Raw genomic sequence first — 22496 nt, 5'->3', positions numbered from 1 at the left:
TGATTCAGACATGGAATCATTGGGCGGCCCAGGCGGCGAAGCGCTTTTCCAGGGCCTCGCCCTGGTCGGCCCAGAAGGCCACGTCAAAGCGCAGCGCATCCTTGCTGTTGGCGGGCGAGGTGGGCAGCAGTGCCTGCACCTTGGGATCGATCTTGGCCATGGCCTTGGTGTGGGTCGGGCCGTAGGAGATGTGGCGTGCGTATTCGGCCTGGGCATCGGGCGAGCTGGCCAGGGCGATGAACTTCATGGCCGCTTCCTTGTTGGCACCGCCCTTGGGCATGACCCAGAAGTCCAGGTCGTAGATGCCGCCGGTCCAGGTGATCTTGAGGTTCTGGCCCTCGCGCTGGGCGGCGTCGATGCGGCCGCTGAAGGCCGTGGTCATGGCCACGTCACCCGCCACGAGGAACTGCGGGGGCAGGGCGCCGGCTTCCCACCACTGGATGTGGGGCTTGAGTTCGCCCAGCTTCTTGAAGGCGCGGTCGGCGCCGTCCTTGGTGCCCAGCACCTTGTACACGTCGGCGGCCTTCACGCCGTCGGCCATGAGCGCGAATTCGAGGTTGTAGCGCGCGCCCTTGCGCATGCCGCGCTTGCCGGGGAATTTCTTCACGTCCCAGAAATCGGCCCAGCCGGTGGGGGCGTTCTTGAGCTTGTCGCCGTGGTAGGCCAATACGGTGGACCAAACGAAGGCGCCCACGCCGCATTCATGCACGGCGGCGGGCAGGTAGTCGGACTTGCTGCCCAGCTTGCTCCAGTCCAAGCGTTCGAACAGGCCTTCATCGCAGCCGCGGCTGATGTCCGGGCCCTCGACCTCGACCACGTCCCAGGTCACCTTCTTGGCCTCGACCATGGCCTTGATGCGGGCTTGTTCACCGTTGTATTCCACGGTGGTGATCTTGGTGCCAGTGGATTTTTCGTAGGCCTCGACAAAGGCCTTCTTCTGCGCCGCGCCGTTGGCGCCGCCGAAGTTCACCACGGTGATGCCCTGCTGGGCCAGGGCCGGGCCAGCCAGCACGGCGGCTGCGGCCAGCACCAGGGTGCGAAGGGGGAAATGTTGCATGGTTGTCTCCTTGGTTGGTTGTGAATGCAAAAAGGGAAATCAGAGGTACACGCGCATGTGCTGCGGGGGTGCATGCAGGTGGACGCGGTGGCCGGGGGTGGGCACGGCGCTGTGGCCCAGCGCGAGCTTGACCATGACCTCGGCCTCGCTGGGCAGCTTGCAGCGCAGGCGCAGGTGGTCGCCGAAGTAGATGATGTCCATCACCGTGCCGCTCACGGTGTTGGGCCGCGCGGCCTCGGCCAGTTCGATGCGCTCGGGACGCACGCTGCACTGCACGGCATCGCCCACGCCGGCGCGGTTGACGTTGATGCCTTGCAGCCGCTCGCCGCTGGGCAGCACCACGTCGCAGGTGTCGCCGTTGGTGGCGTGCACCTTGGCCTGCAGCACGGCGTTGTCGCCCACAAAATTGGCCACAAAGCGGTTGACCGGGGTTTCGTAAAGCCGGTCCACGCGGTCGATCTGCTGGATGCGTCCGTCGTTGAACACCGCCACGCGGTCGGACATGGTCAGCGCCTCGGCCTGGTCGTGCGTGACATAGACAAAGGTCACGCCCAGGCGGCGGTGCAGGGCCTTGAGCTCGATTTGCATGTGCTCGCGCAGTTGCTTGTCGAGCGCGCCCAGCGGCTCGTCCATCAGCACGAGCTGGGGGTCGAACACCAGTGCACGCGCCAAGGCCACGCGCTGCTGCTGCCCGCCCGACATCTGCGCCGGGTAGCGCATGCCCATGGTGTCCATCTGCACCATCTCCAGCGCCCGCTTGACCTTGGCTTCCAGTTCGGCGCGGGGGAGCTTGCGCACATGCAATGGGTAGGCGATGTTCTCGGCCACCGTCATGTGCGGGAACAGGGCGTAGTTCTGGAACACCATGCCGAAGTTGCGCTTGTGCGGTGGCGTGCGCGTGATGGGCTGGCCATTCAGGCAGATCTCGCCTGCGGTCGGGGACTCGAAACCGGCGAGCATCATCAGCGTGGTGGTCTTGCCCGAGCCCGAGGGCCCCAGCAGCGACAGGAACTCGCCGCGCTGGATGTCCAGGTTCAGGTCACGCACCACCAGGCTGGTGCCGTCGTAGGTTTTTTGCACCCCTCGAAAGGTCACGAGGGCTTCGCTAGCGGTCATGGGCAGAGGTAGGTTCGTGAAAGGGGATGGTTGCCACTGTAGGCGGACTGTCATCGCACCGACATATACAGACGCCGGTGCGGCGGTGGGGCACTGTGCAGCAAGCCAGGCCGCTACACAGAAACCCTTGGTGCCATCGCAGGCAAGAAGCCACCGGTCGATATGCTATTGATTTAATAGCTGCAAGCGCTTATGGATATTGCGCTGGAAACCATTTTTATGCCTAATTATTTAGGCCCTTGCCTGTGCCTGGCATTGCTCAGCCCGCCAGTGCCGCCTGCAGCGAGGCACCGATGATGGCCAGGCCTTCATCGATCACCGCGTCGCTGGCGGTCAGCGGCACCAGGATGCGCACCACGTTGCCGTAGGTGCCACAGGTCAGCAAAATCAGGCCGCGCTGGGCGGCATGCGCGGCCAGGGCCTTGGCCAGGGCGGCGTCGGGGCGGTGGGGGTTGCCGTCCTGGCACAGCTCCATGGCCACCATGGCGCCCAGGCCGCGCACCTGGGCCACGCAGCGGTGCTGCTGGGCCAGGGCCTGCAGGCCTTCCGTCAGGCGCTGGCCCACGTCTTCGGCGCGCTGCAGCAGGTTTTCTTTCTCGAACACGTCCATCACGGCCAGCGCGGCAGCGCAGGCCAGCGGGCTGCCCGCATAGGTGCCGCCCAGGCCGCCGGGGTTGGGGGCGTCCATCACGTCGGCGCGGCCGATGACGGCAGAGATCGGGAAGCCGCCCGCCATCGACTTGGCCAGGGTGATCATGTCGGGCGCCACGCCGCTGTGCTCCATGGCAAACCACTTGCCTGTGCGTCCCGCACCGGTCTGCACTTCATCGGCAATGAGCAGGATGCCGTGCTGGTCGCACACGGCGCGCAGGTGCTGCAGCAGGGCCGTGGGCGCCACGTTGAAGCCGCCTTCGCCCTGCACCGGTTCAATGATGATGGCCGCCACGCGGCTGGGCTCCACGTCGTTCTTGAACAGGGCTTCGAGCGAGTCGATGGCGTCCTGCACGCTCACACCATGCAGTTCGTTGGGGAAGCGCGCATGGAAAATCTCGGCCGGGAAGGGGCCAAAACCCGTCTTGTACGGGGCTACCTTGCCGGTCAGGCCCAGCGTCATCATCGTGCGCCCGTGGTAGCCGCCGGTAAAGGCAATCACCCCCGAGCGGCCGGTGTGGGCGCGTGCGATCTTGACGGCGTTTTCCACGGCCTCGGCGCCGGTGGTCAGGAACAGCGTCTTCTTTGCGAAATTGCCCGGCGCCTTGGCGTTCAGGCGCTCGGCCAGTTCCACATAGGGCTCATAGGCCACCACTTGGAAGCAGGTGTGCGTGTAGCGGTCGAGCTGATCCTTCACGGCCTGCACCACGGCGGGGTGGCGGTGGCCGGTGTTCAGGACGGCAATGCCGCCCGCGAAATCGATGTAGCGCTGGCCTTGAACGTCCCAGATCTCGCCGTTCTCGGCGCGGTCGATGAAGATCTGGTGCGAATGGCCCACGCCGCGAGGAACAGCGGCTTCACGGCGCGCGTAGAGGGAGGCATTGCTGGGCAGGGGGTCGCGGTGCATGGATATCCTTTGGTCTGCAAATCGTGTTGCCACTGTAGGAGCCGCCCCGCGCCGCTAACATATACAGATAGCCCGCGCTCCCCTCTGCACTGTGCTGTTCAGCTTGCCTGTACAGACAAACCCTTGGTAGTACCCGTCCTGCCCGCGATCCCATGTTCTCTTTGAATCCCCAGTCCTCCACGCCGCTGGTTCTCCAGGTGGTCGAGGGTTTCCGGCAGTTGGTCGAAGACGGCAGTTTGCGCGCCGGGGCCAAGCTGCCTTCGATTCGGCAGTTTGCCCACGCCCACGGCGTGAGCGTCTATACGGTGGTGGACGCCTACGACCGACTGGTGGCCCAGGGCTACTTCGTTTCGCGCCCGCACTCGGGCTTTTTTGTGCGCCGCCGGGCCGACGCCGCCCAGGCGCCTGCCGCGCCGGGCGGGCAGTTCAGCTTTGATTCCATGTGGTACATGCAGCGCATTTTCGAGAACCGCGCGCTGCGCCTCAAGCCCGGCTGCGGCTGGCTACCGGGGGACTGGCTGTTTTCCGAAGGCGTGCGGCGCAGCCTGCGCGCGCTGGCCGCCGAGGACACCGACCTGGGCGGCTACGGCGAGCCCAAGGGCTACCTGCCACTGCGCCAACTGGTGCGCGACCTGCTGGCCGAGCACGAGGTGGTGGCCAATGCCGAGCAGGTGCTGCTGACCCTGGGTTCCAGCCAGGCCATGGACCTGGTGGCGCGCCATCTGGTGCGCCCTGGCGACCCGGTGCTGGTGGATGAGCCGGGCTATGCCAACCTGCTGTCGTCACTGCGATTCCTGGGCGCACGTCTGGTCGGTGCGCCGCGCACGCCCCAGGGCTACGACCTCGATGCTTTGGAGGCGCGGGTGCAGGAGCACCGCCCCAAGGTCTTTTTCACCCAGCCCCGGCTGCAAAGCCCCACGGGCTCGACCGCGCAGGTAGCCCACCTGTACCGCCTGCTGCAACTGGCCGAGAAGTACGACTTCGTGGTGGTCGAGAACGACATCTACGCCGACCTGGACCCCGAGCCCCGGCCCACGCTGGCCAGCCTGGACCAGTTGCGCCGCGTGGTCTATATCAGCAGCTTTTCCAAGACCATCTCGCCCAACATCCGCGTGGGCTACCTGGCCGCGCAGCCGGATCTGCTGGAGGAGCTGGGGCGGCTGAAGATGATTTCCGGCCTCACCTCGTCCGAGTTCACCGAGCGCCTTGCCTACGGTGCCTTGCTGGATGGGCGCTGGCGCAAACACACCAAGTCGCTGCGCGACCGCCTGGCCGTGGCCCAGCAGCGCGTGGCCTCGCAGCTGCTGGACCTGGGCTTTGTCCTGTTTGCCGAGCCCAAGGCCGGCATGCTGCTGTGGGCCCGCCATCCGGCCATCGCCAATGCCACCGAGCTGGCCTACAAGGCCGCCGAGCAGGACATCCTTCTGGGCCCTGGGCATTTGTTCAATGTGGAACTCGAACCCAGCCCATGGATGCGCTTCAACGTGGCGCATTGCCAGGACGAGGCCTTGTTCGCCTTTTTACGCAGCCAGACCCTCTAAAATGCAAGGTTCGCCTGGGGTTTTGCACCCCAGGCCAGAGCGCCGCCGTTTCCCACCCAAGACCACGCCATGACAACACCGATCACCGTTGCCGACATCCGCAAGACCTTTCTGGACTTCTTTGCCTCCAAGGGCCATACCGTGGTGGCATCCAGCCCGCTGGTGCCGGGCAACGATCCCACGCTGATGTTCACCAATTCAGGCATGGTGCAGTTCAAGGACGTGTTCCTGGGCACCGACAAGCGCAGCTATGTGCGCGCTGCCTCGGTGCAGGCCTGCCTGCGCGCAGGGGGCAAGCACAACGACTTGGAAAACGTGGGCTACACCGCACGCCACCACACCTTCTTCGAGATGCTGGGCAATTGGTCGTTTGGCGACTACTTCAAGCGCGAGTCGCTGAAGTGGGCCTGGGAACTGCTGACCGAGGTCTATAAGCTGCCGCCCGAGCGCCTGCTGGCCACTGTGTACGAAGAGGACGACGAGGCCTTCGACATCTGGACCAAGGAAATCGGTCTGCCGCCCGAGCGTGTGATCCGCATCGGCGACAACAAGGGCGGCCGCTACAAGTCCGACAACTTCTGGATGATGGCCGACACCGGCCCCTGCGGCCCGTGCTCGGAAATCTTCTACGACCACGGCGACCACATTCCTGGCGGCCCTCCGGGCAGCCCCGACGAAGACGGCGACCGCTTCATCGAGATCTGGAACAACGTGTTCATGCAGTTCGACATGAAGGAAGACGGCTCCGTGGTGCCGCTGCCCGCGCCCTGCGTGGACACCGGCATGGGCCTGGAGCGCCTGGCCGCCATCCTGCAGCATGTGCACAGCAACTACGAGATCGACATCTTCGACGCGCTGATCAAGGCCGCCGCACGCGAGACCGGTACCGCCGACCTGGCCAACCCCTCGCTCAAGGTGATTGCAGACCACATCCGCGCCACCTCGTTCCTGATCAGCGACGGCGTGATCCCCAGCAACGAAGGCCGCGGCTACGTGCAGCGCCGCATCGTGCGCCGTGCCATCCGCCATGGCTACAAGCTGGGCCAGAAGACGCCGTTCTTCCACAAGCTGGTGGCCGATCTGGCGCGCCTGATGGGCGATGCCTACCCCGCCATTCGCGAACAACAGCAGCGCATCACCGAGGTACTCAAGACCGAGGAAGAGCGCTTCTACGAGACCCTGGCCAATGGCATGGAGATTCTGGACGCAGCGCTGGACGGCGGCGCCAAGGTGCTGCCTGGCGAAGTGGCCTTCAAGCTGCACGACACCTATGGCTTCCCGCTCGACCTGACCAACGACGTGTGCCGCGAGCGTGCCGTGGCGGTGGACGAGGCCGGCTTTGCCTCCGCCATGGACAAGCAGAAGGCCCAGGCCCGCGCCGCAGGCAAGTTCAAGATGGACAAGGCGCTGGACTATGCGGGTGACGCCAACCGCTTCACCGGCTACGAGCACCTGGCTGAAACTGCAAAAATCGTAGCACTCTACGTAGATGGGGTAAGCGTTGCAGCCCTGAAAGCCGGTCAAAACGGTGTGGTGGTGCTGGACACGACCCCGTTCTACGCCGAAAGCGGCGGCCAGGTGGGTGACGAAGGCGTCATCACCAGTGGCTCGGCCCGGTTTGCGGTGGGCGACACGCTCAAGATCAAGGCCGACGTGTTTGGCCATCACGGCACGCTGGAAGAAGGCACGCTCAACGTGGGCGACACGGTGCAGGCCCAGGTCAACACGGCGGTGCGCGCCGCCACCATGCGCAACCACTCGGTCACCCACCTCATGCACAAGGCCCTGCGCGAAGTGCTGGGCAGCCACGTGCAGCAAAAGGGCAGCCTGGTCAATGCCGAGCGCACCCGCTTCGACTTTGCGCATAACGCACCCGTCACCGATGCCGAGATCCGTGAGATCGAGCGTCGCGTGAACGAGGAAATCCTGGCCAACGCGGCCACCCAGGCGCGTGTGATGGACATCGAATCGGCCCAGAAAACCGGCGCCATGATGCTGTTCGGCGAGAAGTACGGCGAGACCGTGCGCGTGCTGGACATCGGCAGCAGCCGTGAGCTGTGTGGCGGCACGCACGTGCAGCGCACGGGCGACATCGGCCTGTTCAAGGTGGTGGCCGAAGGCGGCGTGGCCGCTGGCGTGCGCCGCATCGAGGCGGTGACGGGCGCGAATGCGCTGGCCTACCTGCAAAGCCTGGAAGACACGGTGAACCAGGCCGCTGGCGCGCTCAAGGCGCCCGTGGCCGAGCTGAACGCCCGTATCGCACAGGCACTGGACAACGCCCGCGCTCTCGAAAAGGAAGTCGCCGCCCTCAAGGGCAAGCTGGCCTCGGCCCAGGGCGACGAATTGCTGGCCCAGGCCGTGGACGTCAAGGGCACCAATGGAACGATCAGGGTGCTGGCCGCAGCCCTGCCGGGCGCCGATGCCAAGACCTTGCGCGAGACCATGGACAAGCTCAAGGACAAACTGAAAACCGCCGCCATCGTGCTGGCCGCCGTGGATGGCGACAAGGTGCAACTGGCCGCTGGCGTGACCCAGGATTCCATTGCCAAGGTCAAGGCCGGGGAGCTGGTCAACTTTGTGGCCAGCCAGGTGGGCGGCAAGGGCGGCGGCAAGCCCGACATGGCCATGGCCGGCGGCACCGATGCGGCCAAGTTGCCTGCGGCGCTGGCATCCGTGGCGGGCTGGGTGGGCGAGCGGCTCTGAAGCTGGGCGGGGGGGGGGGCTGGCCTCAGCCCCTGACCGCACGCTTCAGAAAAGTTCCACGTCGTCGTTGCTGACCTGCTTGGTCTGCAACAGCCCAGCGGCCACGAGGTCGTCGTAGTAGCGCACCTGGTTGCGGCCGTTTTCCTTGGCAAAGTACAGGGCCTGGTCGGCGCGGCCCAGCACTTCCACGGGAGAGCCATTTTCCGCAGAGACAAAGCCCACGCTCACGGTCACCTGGCCGACCTGAGGGAAGTAGTAGTCCTCGACGTTCTTGCGGAAGCGGTTGAACACCTTGTGCGCCGTGGCCAAACTGGTGGAGCGCAGCAGCACCACGAACTCCTCGCCACCAAAGCGGAAGATGCGATCGTGGCTGCGAAAAGACGAGCGCAGGATGTTGGCGACCAGGATGAGCACCTCGTCGCCATAGAGGTGACCAAAGCGGTCGTTCACCATCTTGAAGTGATCGATGTCCACCACCGCAAGCCATTGCTTGTCTGCGCCTTCGGCGCCGGGCTCCGCGCTGTCGCGGGGCAACTCCAGTGCTATGGGCTCGGAGGTGTCATGCGTCGTGGCGCGCGCAAACTGCTCGTCGAAGGTCTTGCGGTTGAACAGCCCGGTCAGCGCATCGCGCTCGCTGTAGTCCAGCAGGCTTTGGTAGTTCTGGAACACCTGGAAGACGCTGTTGATCGTATCGATCTTCTGCGCAGAAAAGGGCCGCGCCTGGATCACTTCCAGGCAGGTGTGCACCTTGTCGTTCATCCAGACGGGCAGCCACAGGGCGTGGCGCCCCTTGCCCAACTTAGCCACGGCCTGCGAGGCATGGGCTTGCAGGCATTCATGCAGCGCGGGCATGTCGGCCACGCGAACACGCTGGGGGTCGGACTGGGCCTCCGTGCCCGCGCTGAGCCATTGGCCCCTGCCATCCATCCAGGTACGCGGCCGACAGTAGTACTCACCGTCCAGCATAAACACTTCCAGTGAACGCACCTGCACCATGCCGCTGAAGGCTTGCAGCGTGGTAAGCACCGATACCTCCAGCCGTAGGTGGTCGCGGTGACCGGTCATTTCGACCAGGTTCTGCAGAATGGGTTTCATGGGAGCGGGCTCCTGCGGTTCATGCGCGGCGCTGGAACACCAGGTCCCAGACGCCGTGGCCCAGACGCAGCCCGCGGTTTTCGAACTTGGTCAGCGGGCGGTAGTCGGGCTTGTCGGCATAGCCCGCAGCGGTGTTGGTCAACAAAGGCTCGGCGCTCAGCACCTGCAGCATCTGCTCGGCGTAGGGCTGCCAGTCGGTGGCGCAGTGGATGTAGCCGCCAGGGCGCAGGCGCGCGGCGAGCTTGGCCACCAGCGCTGGCTGGATCAGGCGGCGCTTGTTGTGCTTGGTTTTGTGCCAGGGGTCGGGGAAGAACACATGCACGCCTGACAGGCTTGCGGGTGCCAGCATGTGGTCTATGACCTCGACAGCGTCGTGCTGCAGGATGCGGATGTTCTGCAGACCTTGTTCGCCAATGCGCTTGAGCAGGGCGCCCACGCCGGGTTCGTGCACTTCGCAGCACAGGAAGTTGTCCTCTGGGCGCACGCGGGCGATGTGGGCGGTGGCCTCGCCCATGCCGAAGCCGATTTCGAGGATCAGCGGTGCCTCGCGCCCAAAGGCGGCCGGCGCATCGAGCGGTGCGGCGGCGTAGGGCAGGATGAAGCGCGGCCCGAAGTCGGCAAAGGCCTTGGCCTGGCCGGTGGTGGTGCGGCCTGCACGGCGCACAAAGCTCTTGATGGTTTTGGGGTGGAGCACGCCCTCGGGCGCGCTGCCGGGCGCTGTGGTGCCGGCCGGCGGTGGTGCGGATACGTCGGACGCGAGCAGGGTGGGGGCGGGATGCATGGTTTCGATCACGATGCCCGATTGTAGAGAGCTGCCCAGGCCTTGACCCACTGCGCAAGCGCCTGGGCGGGCGTGGTGTTGTGGGGATGCACCAGTGGCGGCAGCCCCAGCACGGCAGCAGCCTGTCCCAGAGCGGCCACTGGGTCGTCCAGCTCCAGCGGTGCCGCGCCGTGTTGCTTGGAGAGCTTCTCGCCGTCGCAGCCGCGCACCAGGGGGGTGTGCAGGTACTGCGGCGTGGGCAGGCCCAGTGCGTGTTGCAGCAGCATCTGGCGCGGGGTGTTGTCGGCCAGGTCTTCTCCACGCACCACGTGCGTGATGGCCTGTGCGCCATCGTCCACCACCACGGCCAGTTGGTAGGCCCACAGGCCGTCGGCCCGCAGGAGCACGAAGTCACCCACGCTCTGGGCCACATCCTGTTGTTGGGCTCCCAGGCGCCGGTCGTGCCAGTGCAGTACACCATTCGCTATCAAAAAAGGAGCTGCTTGCGCTTTATCAACGGGCGCTTGAGGCCATTTTTGTATGTAGTCCGTGGTGGCAAAGCGCCAGGCACGGGGGCTGCGGCCCCGCAGGCCCTGGCGGCAGGTGCCGGGGTAGGGCAGCCCTGCGTGCCGCTCGCGCTGGTGTCCTGCGGCCAGCAATGCAGCTTCGATGTCCTTGCGGCTGCAGGCGCAGGGGTAGGCCAGCTCGGCTTGTACCAGGCGGTCCAGCGCCTGTTGATAGCTGCTGCCGCGGGTGGACTGCCAGACTGGCGCCTCGTCAGGCACCAGACCGCAGGCGGCCAGTTGTGCCAGGATGTGCTCTCCCGCGCCGGGCTGGCAGCGTGGTGTGTCCACGTCTTCGATGCGCACCAGCCAGCGGCCGCCGGGGTGGGCGCGCGCATCCAGCCAACTGGCCAGGGCGGCCACGAGCGAGCCCGCATGCAAGGGGCCGGTGGGAGAAGGAGCAAACCGGCCGGTGTAAGGTCCTGGCTCTGCCAGGCTCATGCCACGGCCAAGGCCAGTTCCAGCCCCGAGACGAAGGCGTCTTCCACGCGGTGGCCCAGGCACCAGTCACCGCACACGCCCAGTCCTGCCGGGGCATCCCACAGGTGGCTTTGGCCCAGGGGTTGCAAGGTGCGTGCGTGGCGCCAGCGTTGCAGTTCGGCATGGGCGGGCTCGGTGCGGATGCCGGTGATCTCGGCAAAGGCCTTGCGCAGCTTGGCCAGCACGCGGGCAGGGTCGTCCTCCAGGTGCTCGGCAGACCATTCGGGGCTGGCCTGCACGGTCCAGCGCTCGATCAGGCTGCGCCCTGGCTTGGACGATTCGCGCGCCACCCAGGCGATGCGGTGGTGTGTGCTGCGCGCTGCATTCCATTGCGGGCCAAGGGTGGTGAGGCCGGGCTGCATGGCCTGTGGGTAGGCCAGCATCAAGGTCCAGCAGGGGGCCATGGCAACGCCCGAGAGGTTCTTGGCCAGCGGGCTGGCGGCATCGGCCAGCAGGGTTTGTGCGGGGATCGCGGGCATGGCCAGCAGCACGGCGTCGAATCCCGCGTGCACATGGCGCGCGCCATCCTTGCTCACGGTGGTCAGTTGCCAGGCGCCAGGGCGCAGACGGTCAGGTTCCATGCGCACCACCTGTGCGTCGGTGTGCAGATGGCCCGCGTCCTGCAGCGGAGTCGCCCAGGCTTGCACCAGGGCATCCATGCGGGGTGCCGCCACCCAGTGCGGGTCTTTGGGCACGGGGCTGGCCGCGACGACACGGCCCGCGGCGTCGAGCACGCGCACCGTGCTGGCGCTCCAGGGGCGGCACAGGCCTGGCTGGGTTTGCAGCACGCGCTCCAGGCGCGGGTCGCGCACGGTGAAGTACTGCGCCCCAGCGTCAAAGCTGCCAAAGGGGCTGTCCACGCTGCGGGTGCGCCCACCGGGCTCGGGGTGCTGCTCAAACACACTGACCTGGTGCCCGGCCTGCACCAGGGTGCGTGCGCAGGCAATGCCCGCAACCCCCGCACCCACAATGGCGATGTGGCGCGGTGCCTTGGCAAAGCCTTTGCGGCGGACGGTGGAGGGCGATGTGTGGGGGGCTTTGGGCATGGCAGGGGCTTTCTGGCAGAGGTTGCTATGGCTTGTACACCACTCTACACGCCCGGCAGCCGACGCTGCACCGTTCTGGATCAGAAATGGTGGTGATTTTCCAGGAGTGCCCGGCGTGTGGTGGGACTGTGCAGCTGTTCCAGCCACCATTGCAAAGCCCTCCCCGGTACCGTGAAACCGGGTCCACCCCAGGCGTAATGCAGTGATACCAGCCGTTCGGGTCGGGCCACCTTGCGCTCGACCAGGCGGCCCGCCTCCAGGTAGGGGCGCACCATGGATTCGGGCAAAAAACCACCGCCCAGGCCGCGCAACTGGGCCTGTATCTTGGCCTGCATGCTGTCCACCGTGAACACGTCCTGCCCGCCGAGCAAGCCCATGGTCAGCCCGCCGCGCAGCGCCGAATCGGCAACGGCGATCGCCCGGTGCCCGCGCAGCACGGCGTCGGCGATGGGTTCGGTGGCCTGGGCCAGGGGATGGTGGGGCGCCACCACGTAGATGAAGCGCTGGCTGCCCAGCGGCATCTGCTGCAGCCCTGCCACCGCAGGCCCCAGGGCGCCCACGCCAATGGCCAGGTCGGCCCGCCCCGAGGTGAGTGCCTCGAGCGTGCCGGACATGATGCCGTCGCACAGCTTGAGGCGCGTGGGCGGGCTCATGACATAGAACGCCTCGACGAGCTCCAGCATGGTGTGCGGAGAGATCACGCCATCGACCGAGATGGTGAGCTGCGGCTCCCAGCCCGTGGCCACGCGCCGCACACGGTGGGCCACCGCGTCGATGTCGTGCAGCAGGCGCCTGCCTTCGCGCAGCAGCTCGGTACCGGCCTCGGTGGGGCGTGCCTGGCGCGCGCTGCGGTCGAACAGCAGCACGTCCAGCGCATCCTCGATCTGTCGCACCCGGTAGGTCAGCGCGCTGGGAACCAGGCCCAGCTTGCGCGCTGCAGCGGCAAAGCTGCCTTCCTCGGCAATCACCTCCAGCATGGCGAGGTTTTCGGGGGTCAGGGCGTCGCGAATGTCTTGCATGGTCGGACTGGTTTGTTTCAAGGATTTTGAATCATCCCATCAAAGCGCTCGTGCCTATCGCGGGCGATGGCGCCCTACAGTCCTTTCAGAAGGAGCACACCATGCTGACACTGCGCAAATCCCAGGATCGAGGCTATGCCGACCACGGCTGGCTGCGGTCGTTTCACAGCTTTTCGTTTGCGGGCTACCACGACCCGCGCTTCATGGGCTATGGCAACCTGCGCGTCATCAACGAAGACCGCATTGCGCCGGGCACTGGCTTTGCCACCCATGCCCACCGGGACATGGAAATCATCAGCGTGGTGCTGTCGGGCGCATTGGCCCATCGGGACAGCATGGGCAACACGACGGTGATTCCGGCGGGTGACGTGCAGGTGATGAGCGCCGGCAGCGGCGTCACGCACAGCGAATACAACCACGCCAGCGGCGAGGAAACGCATTTCCTGCAGATCTGGATCGAGCCCTCACAGCGGGGGCTGCAACCTAGCTACGATCAGATGCCCTTTGGCTGGCAGGCCGGGCAGGGACTGCGGCGGCTGGCTTCCGGGCAAGACCAGATGGGCACCCTGCGCATCCACGCCGATGCCGCCCTGTGGGCAGGTCACCTGGCGGCAGGTGAAGCGGCGGATCTGGCACTGGATGGGGCACGCAAGGCCTATGTGCACCTGGTGCGTGGCAGCCTGCGCGTCAATGGCCAAGCCCTGCAAACGGGTGATGCCGCCATGCTCGAAGGAGAGGCGCTGCTGCAATTGGAGGCAGCGTCGGAGGGCGCGCTGGTGCTGGTGTTCGACCTGCGGGCGTAGGGCGTGTCGTCATTCAATTCCCCCACGCGAATTGAATGACCACACGCCCTGGCAAGCCTGCCGCACGGGTCCTCAGGCCTGTCGCACGAGCAGCGCTTCCTCGATCTTGCCAGCCAGCTGCGCGATCGCCAGCGCCGCTGGGCAGCCCGGAAGCTGCAGCAGCAGCAACTGGCGCCGCATTACGGCATCGCGCACGGCGGGGTCGGCCGGAATGTCGCCCATGTGGATGAGCCTTAGTGCGCGACCGGTGGCGGTGGTCACAAACCGTTCCAACACCTGTTGCAGCTGGCCGGTAATGGCCCGGCCGTCGCCGGGGCGGGCCGTCTGGTTGATGACCATGCGCACATGCTGGCGCTTCTGCTGCATGGCCAGCACCTTGATGGCGGCGTAGGCGTCGGTCAGTGACGTGGGTTCGGGCGTGGCCACGATCAGCACCTCGGAAGCCAGTGAGACGGAGAACAGCACCACGTCGGAGATGCCGGCGCCGGTATCGAGCAGGATCACATCGAATCGGGGCGCCAAGGTCTGGATCACGTTCAGAAACTGCGTACGGACCTCGGGCGTGAGGCGCGAGTACTCGACCATGCCCGAACCCGCCAGCAGCACGGAAAAGCCCCCTGGCGCTTCGATCACAGCGTCTTCGAGGGTGGATTTGCCCGTGAACACGTCGTGCAGCGTGGTCTTGGGATACAGGTTCAGCACCACGTCCAGGTTGGCCAGGCCCAGGTCGGCATCCAGAACGAGCACGCGCTGGCCGCGGCGGGTGAGTGCGGCGGCCAGGTTGGCCGACACGAAGGTTTTGCCCACGCCCCCCTTGCCGCTGGTGATGGCAATGATGCGGGCACCCGTGGGCGCACCGGTGGGGGGGACGGTGGGGGAGGGAATGGAATTGGACGACGCTGGGCTCATGGTCTTGCCTTCAGGGGGCGTTGTCTTTGGGGATCATGGCGGCCAGGTCGCCCCAACCGGAGGGGGTGTAAAGCGGGCCGATGAGCATGCCTTTTTCATCCGCGCTGACCGTGCTGTCGGGCTGGGGTTCAATGCACACGCGGTTGCGGCCCTCGGCCTTGGCCAGGTACAGCTGGTGGTCGGCACGGTCGGTCCAGAGAATGGGAGAGGAGCGGATCCACTGCATGGCATAGGCACCGCCAATGCTGATCGTCACCTCCAACTGGGTCGATGGGTCGATCTGCACGGGTGTGGCCGCCACGGCGCGCCGGATGCGCTCGGCCACTGCCATGCCAAAAGCTGCCTGGCAGGCGGGCATGACGATCGCGAATTCCTCGCCGCCGTAGCGCGCCAGCGTGTCCATGGGCCGCACGCATTGCGCCAGGGTGCGCGCCACGGCCTGCAGCACCCGGTCGCCCGCACTGTGGCCGTAGGTGTCGTTGACCTGCTTGAAACGGTCGATGTCCAGCATCAACAGCAGCGCGGCTTCACCCGAACGCGCCACGCGGTCGATCTCGCGGTCCAGCACGGCCTGGAAATGCCTGCGGTTGGCCAGGCCCGTCAGAGGGTCTTTGAGCGACAGAGTGCACAGACCGTCGATGATTTCCTGCAGCTGGCGCGCGGGCGTCTGCCCCGGCGCGGGCAGGCAGCCCGCGTCCATGCCGACGAGCGCACAGGCTGTCTCCAGGCGCAATTCGCGCAGATCGACAAGGGAATGGTCAGGTTTGGGCAGCACAGGCGTGAACAGAGCAGACGCCAAAGTGTACCTTTGCCCCGAGGCGCCATGAGTGCACAAATAGCGGGTAAAGAACCTGCTCATGCCCGCTACGATGGCGGCATGCAAGACACAAACCCATTCCCGGACCCGGCCACTGCACTGATCCACCACGCCTACCAGCCCCCGGCAGGTTTCGAGGCGCCGCAGCCTGGTGTGTTCAAGGCCTCTACCGTCATCTTCCCCAACGTGGCCGCGATGCGCGAGCGCGAGTGGAAGGACAAAAGCGGCTACACCTACGGCCTGCACGGCACGCCCACCACCTTCATTCTGGAAGAGCGCATCTGCGCGCTTGAAGGTGGCCTGCAGTGCGTGCTGGTGCCCAGCGGCCTGGCGGCGTTGGCCAATGTGGCGCTGGCCTTGCTGCGCCAGGGCGACGAGGTGCTGGTCCCCGACAACGCCTATGGGCCCAACAAGGCCATGACGGCCTCGCTGCTGGCGCAGTTTGGCGTGCGCCATGCGCTGTACGACCCGCTGGACCCTGCCGACCTGGCTCAGCGCATCACCCCCGCCACGCGGCTGGTGTGGCTGGAGGCACCGGGCTCGGTGACGCTGGAGTTTCCCGACCTGCGTGCCCTGGTGGCCCTGTGCCGTGAGCGCGGTGTGACCACAGCGCTGGACAACACCTGGGGCGCGGGCCTGGCGTTTCGTCCGTTCGACCTGATGGGCGATGGCAGTGGCAGCCTGGCGGTGGATGTGTCTGCCCATGCCCTGACCAAGTACCCCAGCGGCGGGGGCGATGTGCTGATGGGCAGCATCACCACGCGTGACCCGGCACTGCACTTGCGCATCAAGCTGGCCCACATGCACCTGGGCCTGGGCGTAGGTGCCAACGATGCCGAAGCCGTGCTGCGGGCCTTGCCCAGCGTGGCGCTGCGCTACCACACCCACGACCGGGTGGCGCGGAACCTGGCCCGGTGGATGCAGCATCAGGCCCCCGTGGTGCAGGTGCTGCACCCGGCGTTGGAAGGCGCTCCGGGCCATGCGCACTGGCATGCCTTGTGTGGCCAGGGTCAGGACGGGCAGGGCGCTGCGGCAGGTTTGTTCAGCGTGGTGTTCGACCCCGCGATCCCGCAGGCGCGGGTGGACCACTTTTGCGACAGCCTGCACTTGTTCCGCCTGGGCTACAGCTGGGGTGGACCCATGAGCCTGGTGGTGCCCTACGACCTCGCCAGCATGCGGCAACGACCCAGCACCCATGTGCGACCGGGGCATGTGGTGCGGTTTTCCATCGGCCTGGAGGCGGAGGCCGACCTGCGCGCCGACCTGGCGCAGGCGCTACGCAGCGCCTTTGTGCAGAGGTAGCGCTTGTCATAGCCGATCAAATCAGTCGGATTTGGTTTGATTGGCATCAAGAAGGCAGGTGGCGGCATACAGTGCATTGGACTTCATCGCGCATGCCATGACCACCACCAGCCAAACCGAATCCAGCCCATTCACGGTCAGTTTGCAGCCATTGAACTGGGGCGATCCGCTGCGTTGGCTGGCCCTGGGCTGGGCGGACCTGCGCGCGGCGCCAGGGGTGGCCGTGTTCTATGGCTGCTGCTTTTGGGGCATGGCGCTGGTGCTGGGCTGGGTGTTTCGCCGTCAGCCTGAGTATGTGATGTCGCTGGCCAGCGGCTGTCTGCTCGTGGGGCCTTTTCTGGCCATGGGTCTGTATGACACCAGCCGCCGCCGCCAGGTCGGCCTGGCACCGGAACTGGGCAGTTCACTGACCTGCTGGGACCGCCACCTGGGCAGCATGGGGCTGCTGGTGCTGGTGCTGGTCATTGTTGAGTTGCTGTGGGGGCGGGCTTCTCTGGTGGTGTTCGCGGTGTTCTTCAACACCGGGCTTCCATCCACCACCGGTGTGGTGGACGCCCTGCTGAGCCCGCAGAACTGGAGCTTTGTGGGGGTGTACCTGTTGGTGGGTGGCGTTTTTGCTGCGCTGGTTTTTTCCACCACAGTGGTGTCCATTCCCATGATCCTGGACAGAGACACCGATGCCCTGACCGCCGCCATCACCAGCATGCGTGTGGTGCTGGACAACCCAGGCGTGATGGTGCTGTGGGGCAGCCTGATCACGCTGATGGTGGCGCTTTCCCTGTGGGCCTGGGGTGCGGGCCTGCTGGTGGTGGGGCCGCTTCTGGGGCATGCGAGCTGGCATGCCTACCGCACCGCTGTGCGTTCGGCAGGGCAAACCGGGCTGGCGGGGGCCTGAAGCTGCTACAGTGGCTTTCCACTGCAGAAAGTACACCTTGGCAACACCCAACTACGGCTACGAAAAGCGCCAGCGCGAGCTGGCCAAGAAACAGAAAAAAGAAGACAAACTGCGTGCCCGTGCCGCCACTGCGCGCCGAGGCGCAGGGGACAACGGGGCCGAGCCGTCTCCGAGCCCGCCCGCAACGCAGGACGGGCAGGCACCTAACGCAGCAAACCTTTGAGCGTGGGCCACACGTTGTCCAGCATGCGCGGATGGGCCTGCTCGTTGGGGTGAATCCGGTCCGTCTGGAACCAGCGCATGGCGTCCGGCGCATTGGCCACCCCCTCCAGCAAAAAGGGCACCAGTGCGGTCTTGTACTGCTGGGACACAGTGACAAAGGTCTGGGCAAAGCGGCGCGTGTAGTCGCCGCCATAGTTGGGCGGCACCTGCATGCCCACCAGCAGCACCTGGGCACCGGCTTTTTGCGCCGCCTGCACCATGGTGGCCAGGTTGTCCTCGGTGTTCTTCAGCGGCAGTCCGCGCAGCGCATCATTCCCCCCCAGTTCGATCACCACCACCGTGGGCTGGTGCTGCGTCAGCAGCGCGGGCAGGCGGGCGCGGCCCCCAGCGGTGGTGTCGCCGCTCACGCTGGCGTTCACCACCTTGGCATTTACCTTCTGTTCTTGCAGGCGCTGCTGAAGCAGGGCCACCCAGCCCGAGCCACGCTGGATGCCGTATTCGGCGCTCATCGAATCGCCCACCACCACAATCGTGTGCGCACGGCCCTTGCCTGCCGCCAGGCCTGGCGCAGCGTAAAGCCCCACCAGAGCGCCGCCCGCGGCGCTCAGGATAAAGTGGCGACGATTCCATTTGGTATTCACTTGCGGACACCTTTCTACGTTCATGTCTGATTCTTCCACGCCCCCCGTGACCCCGGTCATTGCCGTCGAGCATGTGTTCAAGTCGGTCAGCGACTCCACGGGCACGCTCGACATTCTGCGCGACATCGATTTCCGCCTGGCGCCCAGGGAAACCGTGGCCATCGTGGGTGCCTCGGGCTCGGGCAAGAGCACGCTGCTGTCCATCATTGCCGGGCTGGATACCCCCACGCGCGGCACGGTGCGCCTGGACGGGCAAGACCTGTTCGCGCTGGACGAGGATGCCCGCGCCGCACTGCGGGCGCAGAAAGTGGGCTTTGTGTTCCAGAGCTTTCAGCTGATGGGCAACCTCACCGCACTGGAAAACGTCATGCTGCCGCTGGAGCTGGCGGGCCAGCGCGAGGCGCGCCAGCGTGCCGCCGATATGCTGGCCCACGTGGGCCTGGGCCAGCGCCTGGGGCATTACCCCAAGCTGCTGTCGGGTGGCGAACAGCAGCGCGTGGCCTTGGCGCGGGCGTTTGTGGTGCAGCCGGCCGTGCTGCTGGCCGACGAGCCCACCGGCAGCCTGGACTACGCCACCGGCGAGACCATCATGGAGCTGATGTTCCAGCTCAACCGCGAGCAGGGCACGACCCTGGTGCTCGTCACGCACGACCGGGGCATTGCCCAGCGTTGCGAGCGACGCATCACCATCGAGGCCGGGCGCATTGCAGATATGTAGTGTTTTTGGCCTCTGGCTCAATAAATACAGGCGCAAGCAGCTATAAATATGATAGCAAATGGCGCAGCGGATAATCACCCCCCATGTCCAGTCCTAAAGTCCTGTTCGGCTTCCATGCCGTGGGGGTGCGCCTCAAGACCGCACCGCAATCCATCATCGAGATCTATTACGAGCCCACGCGCCGTGACCAGCGCATGCGCCAATTTCTGGAGCGTGCGCGCGAAGCCGGGGTGCGCCTGATCGAGGCCGACGGCCTGCGCCTGGCCAAGCTCTCGGGCAGCCACGGCCACCAGGGCGTGGCCGCGCGGGTCAACCCCATGGCCCAGGCCAGCTCGCTGGACGACCTGCTCGATCGGCTCGAAGCCGACGGCGGGGTGCCGCTGCTGCTGGTGCTCGACGGCATCACCGACCCGCACAACCTGGGCGCCTGCCTGCGCGTGGCCGATGGGGCGGGTGCCCATGCCGTGATCGCACCCAAGGACCACGCCTGCGGTATCAACGCCACCGTGGCCAAGGTGGCCAGCGGCGCAGCCGAGACCATTCCGTATTTCATGGTGACCAACCTGGCGCGCACACTCAACGAGCTGAAGGAGCGCAACATCTGGATCATCGGAACCAGCGACGATGCGCCCCAAACCATTTACCAGGCGGATTTCAAGGGCCCCGTGGCGCTGGTGCTGGGCGCCGAAGGCGATGGCATGCGCCAGCTCACGCGCAAGACCTGCGATGCGCTGATCAGCATCCCCATGCAGGGTGCGGTCGAAAGTCTGAACGTGTCCGTGGCCAGCGGGGTGTGCCTCTACGAGGCCCTGCGCCAGCGCAGCTGAGCAAGGCATGGACAGCGCCGCGCTCGAAACGGTGCAGGCCTGGCTGCGCGAGGCGCCGCAAATTGCGGTGCTGACCGGGGCCGGTGTCAGCGCCGAATCGGGCGTGCCCACCTTCCGCGATGCGCAAACCGGCTATTGGGCGCAGTTTCGCCCCGAGGACATGGCCACCGAGGAAGGTTTTCGGGCGCAGCCTGCCCTGGTGTGGCGCTGGTACCAGCATCGGCGGCAGCTGCTGCAGGGCGTGCAACCCAACGCGGCGCACCTGGCCTTGGCGGACTATGCACAGCAGCACCCTGGGCGGCTGACGCTCATCACCCAGAACGTCGATGGCTTGCACCAGCGTGCGGGCAGCGCAGACGTGCTGTGCCTGCACGGCGACCTGATGGAAGATCGCTTTCTCGATCTGCCCCGGCCCTGTTGCCACCCTGACACCGTGGAAGCGGGCGACCCACCCCATTGCCCGCGCTGCGGTAACCTGCTGCGCCCTGGCGTGGTGTGGTTTGGAGAAGCCTTGCCCCTGGCCACGCTGGAGGCCGCCCAGCGCGCCGCCCGCCGCTGTGCGCTGATGCTGGTGGTGGGTACCGCTGGTGCCGTGTACCCGGCGGCAGGCCTGGCCCACCTGGCGCGCGATGCCGGTGCCAGGGTGGTCATCGTCAACCCCCATGCCAGCGAGCTGGACCCCGTGGCCCATGCCGTGCTGCGGGGCACGGCGGCGCAATTGCTGCCGCTGTTGTTGGCGCCTGAGTCAATGCTCCCGCAGTCGGTAGGGGGCCCCAGCGGCGCGTGATCGCCATGGATCGCTGGGCTCGGTGGTGGCGCGCATGCCACCGGGACGGTGGTCACAGTCCTGTGGGGTGATGAGGTGCTGGTGGGGCCAAGCACCATGCAGCTGCACGTTGCGCGTGCACCCCAGCCAAGGGTTTTCACTGTGTCCGCACAGCCGCAGGCTGTCGCTGAACTGACAGGCGGGGCAGGGGGCCGGAACGTAATCTTCGGCCACCTTTTCTTGCATGGAGCCCCGCACCACCATGAGCCGCCGCGACTTTCTTCTGCATTCCACCCAGGCCCTGGCCGTCGGCACCATGCCCGCCTGGATGCGCCACAGCCACGCCGCCGAGACCGAGGGCGTCGGGCGCGTGGTCACCCTGGGCTGTTCCCTGGCCTTGTCGGGCCCCTTGGGCGCGGCGGGGCTGGAGCAGGTGGCCGGCATGAAAGCAGCGTTCCACGAGATCAATCGCTCCGGTGGCATCCATGGTCGCGAGATCGCATTGCAGGTCATGGACGATGCCTATGTCCCCGCGCGCACCCTGAAGAACGTGACGGAGTTGGTCGATGCCCAGTCGGTCTTTGCTCTCATCTCGCCCATGGGCACGGCCAACACAGCGGCCTTGTTGCCACTCATCGAGGGCAAGGGCATTCCAACGGTGGGGCCGATTACGGGCGCGCCCTCCGTCCGCAGCCCCGAGCAGCGCAACCTGTTCTTTGTGCGCCCCAGCTATGCCGATGAGGCGCGCCGCCTGGTGCAGCAGATGGTGGACATGGGTTTGCGCCGTATTGCCGTGGTGTACCTGGACAACCCCTTCGGAAAGGAGGTACTGGGCTACCTGTCCGCCGCACTGGACGAGGCGCAGGTCGAGCGTGCCGGCGCTTTTGCCCTGGCTGTGGACGGCAAGAACGGCGAGGAGGTGGCCGAGAAGGTCTATGCCGATCGACCGGGGGCGGTGGTGCTGGCCACAACGGGCACAGCCAATACGGCTTTTGTGCTGCCATTCCGCGCGCGCGCCAAGACCGTGCCGCTGGCAGGCCTTTCGGTGACGCTCTTTGTCTCCGAGTTGCCCAAGCTCGGGGACGCTACGCGGGGAATGGCTGCGGTGCAGGTGTTTCCGGATGCCACCTCCGCCAAGTCGGTGGTGGTGCGCAAGTTCCAGACTTCGATGAAGAGCGCGGGAGCGAAGCCGGAGTACCTCACCAGCGGCAGCAGCCTGGAGGGCTGGATCAACGCCCAGGTCATGATCGAAGGTCTGCGCAACGCAGGCAAGGACCTCAGTCGCGAGCGCCTGCGCGCCGGGCTGGCGGGCATTCGCTCGCTGTCCTTTGGTGATTTCCATGTGGGCTTTGGCAACAAGGCCCCTTATGTCGGGTCGAACACGCTGTATCTGGCCATTTATGCGGAAAACGGACGCCGGGTGAGTTGAGAACCGGGGTTTCGGTTGCGTTCTACAGGGGAGTGTCAGCGCGGCGTGTGGGACCAGCAGCATCCGTCTTACCAAAATGGACTCCGTGGGGCGGCGTCACTGCAGTCCTTGTGCAATCATTTGACAGTACGCCATGGATTCCAGGTTCTCCACCGTTGTCCTGTCTCCCGCTGCGCGCCCTTGGCAAACTGCCCGGGCGTGGTGGCAGCGCCATGCCCGCCATCTGGCG

The 22496-nt window shown here is 66.1% G+C and carries 21 protein-coding genes; 10 read left to right on the top strand and 11 right to left on the bottom strand.

Annotated features, from left to right (window positions below; translation table 11 throughout):
• Nucleotides 1–16 precede the first annotated feature (16 nt).
• From MJ602_RS12815 to gabT, 3 genes are all read right to left on the bottom strand, one after another.
• Nucleotides 17–1057: an ABC transporter substrate-binding protein gene (locus MJ602_RS12815; protein ID WP_243021151.1), complete on the bottom strand. Its 1041-nt coding sequence runs from the start codon at nucleotides 1055–1057 to the stop codon at nucleotides 17–19.
• A 39-nt stretch (nucleotides 1058–1096) separates the two neighbouring features.
• A complete protein-coding gene (locus MJ602_RS12810; RefSeq protein ID WP_162016195.1) occupies nucleotides 1097–2173 on the bottom strand; it encodes an ABC transporter ATP-binding protein in 1077 nt (358 codons plus the stop codon).
• Between the two features lie 259 nt (nucleotides 2174–2432).
• Nucleotides 2433–3731: a 4-aminobutyrate--2-oxoglutarate transaminase gene (gene gabT / locus MJ602_RS12805; RefSeq protein ID WP_243021150.1), complete on the bottom strand. Its 1299-nt coding sequence runs from the start codon at nucleotides 3729–3731 to the stop codon at nucleotides 2433–2435.
• 152 nt (nucleotides 3732–3883) lie between these two features.
• Between gabT and MJ602_RS12800 the strand changes: the two genes are divergently transcribed.
• Together MJ602_RS12800 and alaS are read left to right on the top strand one after the other, a co-directional pair.
• A complete protein-coding gene (locus tag MJ602_RS12800; protein WP_243021149.1) occupies nucleotides 3884–5272 on the top strand; it encodes an aminotransferase-like domain-containing protein in 1389 nt (462 codons plus the stop codon).
• Between the two features lie 69 nt (nucleotides 5273–5341).
• Nucleotides 5342–7975 (top strand): alanine--tRNA ligase, encoded by a 2634-nt coding sequence (gene alaS / locus MJ602_RS12795; protein ID WP_243021148.1) that lies wholly within the window; start codon nucleotides 5342–5344, stop codon nucleotides 7973–7975.
• A 45-nt stretch (nucleotides 7976–8020) separates the two neighbouring features.
• Here the strand turns inward: alaS and MJ602_RS12790 are convergent, their stop codons facing one another.
• From MJ602_RS12790 to MJ602_RS12770, 5 genes are all read right to left on the bottom strand, one after another.
• Nucleotides 8021–9070, bottom strand: a complete 1050-nt coding sequence (locus MJ602_RS12790; protein WP_243021147.1) for a GGDEF domain-containing protein — start codon at nucleotides 9068–9070, stop codon at nucleotides 8021–8023.
• Nucleotides 9071–9089: 19 nt separating this feature from the next.
• The gene (trmB, locus tag MJ602_RS12785) at nucleotides 9090–9851 is read right to left on the bottom strand and encodes a tRNA (guanosine(46)-N7)-methyltransferase TrmB (RefSeq protein WP_243021146.1); all 762 of its coding nucleotides are present in this window, start codon (nucleotides 9849–9851) and stop codon (nucleotides 9090–9092) included.
• Between the two features lie 8 nt (nucleotides 9852–9859).
• On the bottom strand, nucleotides 9860–10834 hold the full coding sequence (gene gluQRS, locus MJ602_RS12780) for a tRNA glutamyl-Q(34) synthetase GluQRS (protein WP_243021145.1): 975 nt from the start codon (nucleotides 10832–10834) through the stop codon (nucleotides 9860–9862).
• Nucleotides 10831–11919, bottom strand: coding sequence for an NAD(P)/FAD-dependent oxidoreductase (locus MJ602_RS12775; protein WP_243021144.1), 1089 nt, complete (start codon nucleotides 11917–11919; stop codon nucleotides 10831–10833). The genes gluQRS and MJ602_RS12775 overlap by 4 nt, the downstream gene beginning before the upstream one ends.
• Before the next feature lie 80 nt (nucleotides 11920–11999).
• Nucleotides 12000–12938 carry a LysR family transcriptional regulator gene (locus tag MJ602_RS12770; protein ID WP_243021143.1) on the bottom strand — a complete coding sequence of 313 codons (939 nt, stop codon included), beginning with the start codon at nucleotides 12936–12938 and terminating at the stop codon, nucleotides 12000–12002.
• Nucleotides 12939–13039: 101 nt separating this feature from the next.
• Between MJ602_RS12770 and MJ602_RS12765 the strand changes: the two genes are divergently transcribed.
• Nucleotides 13040–13741: a pirin family protein gene (locus MJ602_RS12765; protein ID WP_243021142.1), complete on the top strand. Its 702-nt coding sequence runs from the start codon at nucleotides 13040–13042 to the stop codon at nucleotides 13739–13741.
• 72 nt (nucleotides 13742–13813) lie between these two features.
• Here MJ602_RS12765 and MJ602_RS12760 read toward each other — a convergent pair whose 3' ends face one another.
• Nucleotides 13814–14650 carry a MinD/ParA family protein gene (locus tag MJ602_RS12760; RefSeq protein WP_243021141.1) on the bottom strand — a complete coding sequence of 279 codons (837 nt, stop codon included), beginning with the start codon at nucleotides 14648–14650 and terminating at the stop codon, nucleotides 13814–13816.
• Nucleotides 14651–14660: 10 nt separating this feature from the next.
• The gene (locus MJ602_RS12755; protein WP_242455467.1) at nucleotides 14661–15350 is read right to left on the bottom strand and encodes a GGDEF domain-containing protein; all 690 of its coding nucleotides are present in this window, start codon (nucleotides 15348–15350) and stop codon (nucleotides 14661–14663) included.
• 177 nt (nucleotides 15351–15527) lie between these two features.
• Between MJ602_RS12755 and MJ602_RS12750 the strand changes: the two genes are divergently transcribed.
• The 3 genes from MJ602_RS12750 to MJ602_RS12740 all read left to right on the top strand — a co-directional run bounded on the left by MJ602_RS12750 (nucleotide 15528) and on the right by MJ602_RS12740 (nucleotide 17887).
• Nucleotides 15528–16769 carry a PLP-dependent transferase gene (locus MJ602_RS12750; RefSeq protein WP_243021140.1) on the top strand — a complete coding sequence of 414 codons (1242 nt, stop codon included), beginning with the start codon at nucleotides 15528–15530 and terminating at the stop codon, nucleotides 16767–16769.
• Nucleotides 16770–16866: 97 nt separating this feature from the next.
• Nucleotides 16867–17664 carry a DUF2189 domain-containing protein gene (locus tag MJ602_RS12745; protein WP_243021139.1) on the top strand — a complete coding sequence of 266 codons (798 nt, stop codon included), beginning with the start codon at nucleotides 16867–16869 and terminating at the stop codon, nucleotides 17662–17664.
• Between the two features lie 37 nt (nucleotides 17665–17701).
• The gene (locus MJ602_RS12740) at nucleotides 17702–17887 is read left to right on the top strand and encodes a hypothetical protein (protein WP_243021138.1); all 186 of its coding nucleotides are present in this window, start codon (nucleotides 17702–17704) and stop codon (nucleotides 17885–17887) included.
• Here MJ602_RS12740 and MJ602_RS12735 read toward each other — a convergent pair.
• Entirely contained in the window at nucleotides 17868–18551 is a 684-nt protein-coding gene (locus MJ602_RS12735; protein WP_243021137.1) for an arylesterase, read from the bottom strand. The genes MJ602_RS12740 and MJ602_RS12735 overlap by 20 nt on opposite strands.
• Here MJ602_RS12735 and MJ602_RS12730 point away from each other — a divergent pair.
• The 4 genes from MJ602_RS12730 (at nucleotide 18550) to MJ602_RS12715 (ending at nucleotide 22267) form a co-directional block, all read left to right on the top strand.
• Nucleotides 18550–19245, top strand: a complete 696-nt coding sequence (locus tag MJ602_RS12730; RefSeq protein ID WP_243021136.1) for an ABC transporter ATP-binding protein — start codon at nucleotides 18550–18552, stop codon at nucleotides 19243–19245. The two genes, MJ602_RS12735 and MJ602_RS12730, sit on opposite strands and share 2 nt — an antisense overlap.
• A gap of 83 nt (nucleotides 19246–19328) precedes the next feature.
• Nucleotides 19329–20072: a 23S rRNA (guanosine(2251)-2'-O)-methyltransferase RlmB gene (gene rlmB, locus MJ602_RS12725; protein ID WP_243021135.1), complete on the top strand. Its 744-nt coding sequence runs from the start codon at nucleotides 19329–19331 to the stop codon at nucleotides 20070–20072.
• 7 nt (nucleotides 20073–20079) lie between these two features.
• Complete coding sequence (locus MJ602_RS12720; protein WP_243021134.1) at nucleotides 20080–20859, top strand: SIR2 family NAD-dependent protein deacylase; 780 nt, start codon at nucleotides 20080–20082, stop codon at nucleotides 20857–20859.
• A gap of 241 nt (nucleotides 20860–21100) precedes the next feature.
• The gene (locus MJ602_RS12715) at nucleotides 21101–22267 is read left to right on the top strand and encodes an ABC transporter substrate-binding protein (protein ID WP_243021133.1); all 1167 of its coding nucleotides are present in this window, start codon (nucleotides 21101–21103) and stop codon (nucleotides 22265–22267) included.
• Nucleotides 22268–22496: the final 229 nt, after the last annotated feature.

The sequence above is a fragment of the Simplicispira sedimenti genome, assembly GCF_022760965.1.
GTDB lineage: Bacteria > Pseudomonadota > Gammaproteobacteria > Burkholderiales > Burkholderiaceae_C > Simplicispira > Simplicispira sedimenti.
Note: the sequence above shows the minus strand (reverse complement) of the source record. Positions and strands in the feature narration are given on the sequence as shown.

Coding starts and splice junctions, on each gene's coding strand:
- MJ602_RS12815 (WP_243021151.1), bottom strand. CDS start 1,057: ATGCAACATTTCCCCCTTCGCACCCTGGTGCTGGCCGCAGCCGCCGTG.
- MJ602_RS12810 (WP_162016195.1), bottom strand. CDS start 2,173: ATGACCGCTAGCGAAGCCCTCGTGACCTTTCGAGGGGTGCAAAAAACC.
- gabT (WP_243021150.1), bottom strand. CDS start 3,731: ATGCACCGCGACCCCCTGCCCAGCAATGCCTCCCTCTACGCGCGCCGT.
- MJ602_RS12800 (WP_243021149.1), top strand. CDS start 3,884: ATGTTCTCTTTGAATCCCCAGTCCTCCACGCCGCTGGTTCTCCAGGTG.
- alaS (WP_243021148.1), top strand. CDS start 5,342: ATGACAACACCGATCACCGTTGCCGACATCCGCAAGACCTTTCTGGAC.
- MJ602_RS12790 (WP_243021147.1), bottom strand. CDS start 9,070: ATGAAACCCATTCTGCAGAACCTGGTCGAAATGACCGGTCACCGCGAC.
- trmB (WP_243021146.1), bottom strand. CDS start 9,851: ATGCATCCCGCCCCCACCCTGCTCGCGTCCGACGTATCCGCACCACCG.
- gluQRS (WP_243021145.1), bottom strand. CDS start 10,834: ATGAGCCTGGCAGAGCCAGGACCTTACACCGGCCGGTTTGCTCCTTCT.
- MJ602_RS12775 (WP_243021144.1), bottom strand. CDS start 11,919: ATGCCCAAAGCCCCCCACACATCGCCCTCCACCGTCCGCCGCAAAGGC.
- MJ602_RS12770 (WP_243021143.1), bottom strand. CDS start 12,938: ATGCAAGACATTCGCGACGCCCTGACCCCCGAAAACCTCGCCATGCTG.
- MJ602_RS12765 (WP_243021142.1), top strand. CDS start 13,040: ATGCTGACACTGCGCAAATCCCAGGATCGAGGCTATGCCGACCACGGC.
- MJ602_RS12760 (WP_243021141.1), bottom strand. CDS start 14,650: ATGAGCCCAGCGTCGTCCAATTCCATTCCCTCCCCCACCGTCCCCCCC.
- MJ602_RS12755 (WP_242455467.1), bottom strand. CDS start 15,350: ATGGACGCGGGCTGCCTGCCCGCGCCGGGGCAGACGCCCGCGCGCCAG.
- MJ602_RS12750 (WP_243021140.1), top strand. CDS start 15,528: ATGCAAGACACAAACCCATTCCCGGACCCGGCCACTGCACTGATCCAC.
- MJ602_RS12745 (WP_243021139.1), top strand. CDS start 16,867: ATGACCACCACCAGCCAAACCGAATCCAGCCCATTCACGGTCAGTTTG.
- MJ602_RS12730 (WP_243021136.1), top strand. CDS start 18,550: ATGTCTGATTCTTCCACGCCCCCCGTGACCCCGGTCATTGCCGTCGAG.
- MJ602_RS12735 (WP_243021137.1), bottom strand. CDS start 18,551: ATGAACGTAGAAAGGTGTCCGCAAGTGAATACCAAATGGAATCGTCGC.
- rlmB (WP_243021135.1), top strand. CDS start 19,329: ATGTCCAGTCCTAAAGTCCTGTTCGGCTTCCATGCCGTGGGGGTGCGC.
- MJ602_RS12720 (WP_243021134.1), top strand. CDS start 20,080: ATGGACAGCGCCGCGCTCGAAACGGTGCAGGCCTGGCTGCGCGAGGCG.
- MJ602_RS12715 (WP_243021133.1), top strand. CDS start 21,101: ATGAGCCGCCGCGACTTTCTTCTGCATTCCACCCAGGCCCTGGCCGTC.